The organism is Nostocoides australiense Ben110, from assembly GCF_001050535.1.
Lineage (GTDB): Bacteria > Actinomycetota > Actinomycetes > Actinomycetales > Dermatophilaceae > Nostocoides_A > Nostocoides_A australiense.
Map to the genome: position 1 here is coordinate 2592287 of NZ_HG764815.1, position 4299 is coordinate 2596585.

General features: G+C 70.9%; 5 protein-coding genes. 2 read left to right on the forward strand and 3 right to left on the reverse strand.

Translation table 11 applies throughout. The features are described from left to right. Positions 1 to 124: 124 nt before the first annotated feature. Positions 125 to 961: an iron uptake transporter permease EfeU gene (gene efeU, locus BN11_RS12455; protein WP_048698172.1), complete on the reverse strand. Its 837-nt coding sequence runs from the start codon at positions 959 to 961 to the stop codon at positions 125 to 127. Positions 962 to 1112: 151 nt separating this feature from the next. Continuing rightward, entirely contained in the window at positions 1113 to 2042 is a 930-nt protein-coding gene (pheA, locus tag BN11_RS12460; protein WP_048698174.1) for a prephenate dehydratase, read from the reverse strand. Positions 2043 to 2077: 35 nt separating this feature from the next. On the opposite strand from pheA, the gene BN11_RS12465 reads away from it, so the two are divergent. Then, a complete protein-coding gene (locus tag BN11_RS12465; protein ID WP_048698176.1) occupies positions 2078 to 2689 on the forward strand; it encodes a TMEM165/GDT1 family protein in 612 nt (203 codons plus the stop codon). Between the two features lie 80 nt (positions 2690 to 2769). On the opposite strand, the gene BN11_RS12470 is transcribed toward BN11_RS12465, so the two are convergent. Next, the gene (locus BN11_RS12470; protein ID WP_235435459.1) at positions 2770 to 4026 is read right to left on the reverse strand and encodes a glycosyltransferase 87 family protein; all 1257 of its coding nucleotides are present in this window, start codon (positions 4024 to 4026) and stop codon (positions 2770 to 2772) included. A gap of 29 nt (positions 4027 to 4055) precedes the next feature. Between BN11_RS12470 and BN11_RS23760 the strand changes: the two genes are divergently transcribed. Beyond that, positions 4056 to 4299, forward strand: a 244-nt coding sequence (locus tag BN11_RS23760) for a hypothetical protein (protein WP_048698179.1), incomplete at its 3' end; no start/stop codon positions are given.

Here is a 4299-nt window from a genome sequence, read left to right on the forward strand (position 1 = left end):
CGCCGCCCCCCCCCCCGCCACAGGCGGTCAGGGTGAGGCTGGCAGCCCCCGCGAGAAGGAGGGCGGAGCGCAGGGGCGGGCGGGACTGCATACGGAGATCTCCTTGTGGGATAACAGAATCGGGTCAGGCGGCCGATGGCACGGGGCGTGCCGCGGGGGCGGCCACAGGCCGCAGGAACAGCGGGAGGACGACGGCGATATAGGCGGTCCACGCGATCGCCTGCAGCCACGTCGTCGCTGGGGTGAAGTTGAAGATGCCCTTGAGCAGCGTGGCGACCCAGCCGCCGGGTTCGATGATCGAGCTGACGTCGAAGGCGTGGGAGTTCAGGCCCGGCAGGAAGGCCGCCTCCTGCAGGTCGTGGATGCCATAGGCGAGGATCCCGGCGGCGACGACGATGAGGAAGATCCCGGTGTAGCGGAAGAACTTGCCGATGTCGAAGCGGATCGCGCCGCGATACATCAGCAGTCCGATGACCACTGCGCCGAGGATGCCGAGGACCCACCCGATGAGTGGCTGGCTGGTGCCGGCGCCCGCTGCCTGAGCGGTGGCGTAGAAGAAGATCGCGGTCTCGAGGCCTTCGCGCCCCACGCCGAGGAAGCCGACCAGTGCCACCCACACGCCACCCGCGGACAGGGCGCGGTCCATCGAGCCCTTCAGCTCCCCCGAGATGGTGCGGGCCGCACGACGCATCCAGAAGATCATCGCGGTCACGAAGGCGACGGCGAGGATGGAGGCACCCCCGCCGATGAGTTCCTGGGTCTCGAACGACAGCTGACGGGTGCCGTAGGTCAAGAACCCCGCGAGGGCAACGGAGAGGACGACAGCCGTCGCCACTCCAGCCCAGACCCATTTCAGTGCCCAGCGCCGATCGGTCTTGACGAGGAACGCGATGAGGATGACGACCACCAGGGACGCTTCGAGGCCTTCACGCAGCCCGACCAGGGCGTTGCTGACGAGCATGAACGGTCCTTCATCCGGCGATCCGACGGACTTAAGGTAAGCCTAACCTAACCCAGCGTGTCAAATGCGTCCCGGAGATTGCGCGTGCCATGGGTGGCCTGACATCTCGACGGGGTCGACTCGACATCTCGACGGGAGCCCCGGGGGCGGGTTACTGGACGAGGTCGCGGATGGCGTCCAGCCAGCGGGCGGCGGCGCGGAAGTCGTCGTCGCCGTTGAACGGGGCGACCTGGGCGCGGCCGTTGTCGGCGCGGGCATACGACCCGAGGAAGACGACCTCGGCGCAGACCCGCTTCAGGCCGGTCAGCGCCTCGCCGACCCGCTCGTCGAGGACGTGGCCCTCGATGTCGACGGAGAAGCAGTAGTCCCCCATCGAGTGCTTGGTCGGCCGCGACTCCAGCCGCGTCATGTTGATCCCGCGGGTGGCGAACTGCTCGAGCAGCCGCAGCAGGCCGCCGGCCATGTCCTTGCGCTGGTAGAGCACGACAGTGGTCTTGTCGCCGCCGGTGGGGGCGGGTATGCGGTTGGGTCGCGCCACGAGGACGAAGCGGGTCACCGCGCGCTTGATGTCGCCGATGTCGTCGGCGAGGACCTGCAGCCCCGCCTGCGCCGCCGCGACCGGTGCACAGATCGCCGCGTCGTGGCGGCCCTCGCCGCCGGGAGCGAGATCGGTGGCGGCCGAGGCGGTCGAGAGGGTGGGGACGTAGGTGACCTCGGGCAGGTTCGCGCCCACCCAGCCCCGCACCTGCGCCCAGGCATGCGAGTGGGTGCCGATCGTCGCGACCTTCTCGAGCGTCATACCCTCCCGCGCGGCGAGGACGAAGCGGATCTTGACCAGCCGTTCGGCAATGACGATCAGCGGGCTGCCGGTCGCGAGCGCGTCGAGCGTCGCGCTCACCCCGCCCTCGACGGAGTTCTCGATCGGCACCATGGCGGCGTCGACATCGCCGCCGCGCACCGCGGCGAGGGTGGCATCGACCGACGCGAAGGGGACCCGTTCGGCGTCGCGGGCCGGCGGCCAGTCGAGGAGCGCCATCTCCGTGAAGGTCCCGGAGGGACCGAAGTAGCCATATCGGGTCACAACGGCAGGGTATGACGCCCGTAGAATTGGCCGCGATGACGTTCAGCATTGCGACAGCGGCGATCGTGTTCGCGTTGATCTTCCCCGTCGAACTCCCCGACAAGACCTTCATCGCCACGCTCGTGCTGGCGACGCGCTACCGGCCGCTGTTGGTGTGGATCGGTGTCGCCTCCGCCTTCGCGGTACAGACCGTCGTCGCCGTGACGCTCGGCGGCCTGCTCGCCAAGCTGCCCCACCAGCCGGTGCAGATTCTCGCGGCGTGCATGTTCGCCCTCGGGGCCGTCATCCTCTTCCGGGGCGCGAGCGCCGCCGACGAGGAGGAGCACGAGGTCGAGGAGGAGTTCGCCGCCAAGGTCGCCGTCCCCGAGACCGGCTTCCGCGCCGTCGTGGCGTCTTTCCTCATCCTCTTCCTCGCCGAGTGGGGCGATTTGTCGCAGCTGCTGACGGCCTCGCTCGCCGCGAAGTACCAGGACCCGGTCTCGGTCGGCGTCGGCGCCTTCCTCGCGCTGGCCACCATTTCCGCGCTCGGCGCCGCCCTCGGCCGGCAGCTGCTCAAGCGGATGAAGCTGGCCACCATCCGCCGCGTCGGCGCTTCGGTCTGCCTGCTGCTGTCGGCGCTCACCGTCGTCGAGCTGGTCCGCGGCTAAGCCTCGGTGCCATCCGTCACCCTGGCCAGTGCGAGCGGGGGCCGGGGCGAGCGGGGCCGGGTTAGCCGACCCCGCTCCGGTCAAACCTGGCCCCGCTCGCGGTTGGCGGCCTCGTCGAGGTCCCGCGCGAGGGACCAGTGCAGCAGCCACAGGGCGAGCAGACCGCCGATGAGGTCGGCGTTCTGGAGCAGCCGGCCCACGAAGTCGGGTGACCAGCCGTGGCCGAGCCAGGAGATCCCCCACCACGGGAGCCGGCAGGTGAACCAGACGAGGAGCACTCCCGCGGCCACCAGCCGGCGCCGGTCCCGCCAGGGCGCCGCGCCCAGAACGGCCAGGATGACCACGACCATCCAGTGGAAGTGGTGGATCCACGCCACGGGTGAGAGCAGACACGCCATCAGCCCGACCGCCGCCACCTCGGTGATCGAGTCGCCGGCCCGGTGTGCCCGCTGGGCGATCCGGAAGCCGTAGGCGCCGACGGCCAGCACGCACACCAGCCAGATCCCCGTCCCGAGCGCTCCGTCGGGGCCGATGCGCATCAGGACGCCTCGCAGGGACTGGTTCGAGGTGCCCATATTGGGGCCGAGCCGGGCGGGGTCCTGCAACGCCCCGCCCCAGAACGCCCACGACGCCTCCGGCAGGATCAAGAACGCGGTCAGCCACGCCAGAGCAGCGGCCCCGACGGCCGTGAACGCCTCCCGCCACCGCCGGCTGAGCACGTAGTGGATGACGAACACCCCCGGCGTCAGCTTGATCGCCATCGCGAAGCCCACCAGCGCCCCGGGCGGGAGCGCGCGCAGCAGCCGCGGCCGCGGCCGGCGCAGGTCCATCAAGCACGCCAGCACCATGAAGGCGTTGACCTGCCCGAACCGGATCCCGTCCCCCACCGGGTGCAGCCAGAACATCGGCGCCGCGAGCAGCCCCAACACGATCGGTCGGGCGAGACCCGGCCGGCCGTCGCTCGGGCGGGCGTGGATGAGGCGATAGCCGGCATACCAGACGATCGCCGTGGTCGCCGCGATCTGCGCGGCCGTCCACAGCCACCCGACCACCCCGAACGGGAGCAGCGCCAGCGGGATCGCGAGGAGCGCCGCGAACGGCGGATAGGTGAACGGCAGCAGCTGCGGCGCCTCGGTCATCGCCTCATAGATCGGCCGGCCGAGCAGGATCGACTCCCCCGCCTGCCGGTAGACCTCGACGTCGACCTGCCACTGGTCCTTGGGCCAGAAGATCAGGTAGCGCACCACGGGGATGGCCGCCCCCGCCAGGACGATGCCGGCCATCGCCACCCACTGCCACGCGGGCACGCGGCGGGTGGGAGCGGCGGGATTCGGCACCCGGCAATTGTCGCCCGTAGCCTTGGGCGGTGCTCACCCGCCCGTCGCGCGCGCTCCTGCTCGCCCTCCTGCCGGGTATGGCAGTGCTGCGGAGCATGACAGTGCCGCGCGGTATGGCGGTTCTGCGGGGTATGGCGGTGCTGCGCGGTATGGCGGTTCTGCGGGGTATGGCACTGCCGCGCGGTATGGCGGTGCTGCGCGGTATGGCGGTGCTGCTCGCCCTGTCGCTCGGGCCGGCCGGGCAGGCTGCGGCGGGGGGGGGGGGGGCGTCCC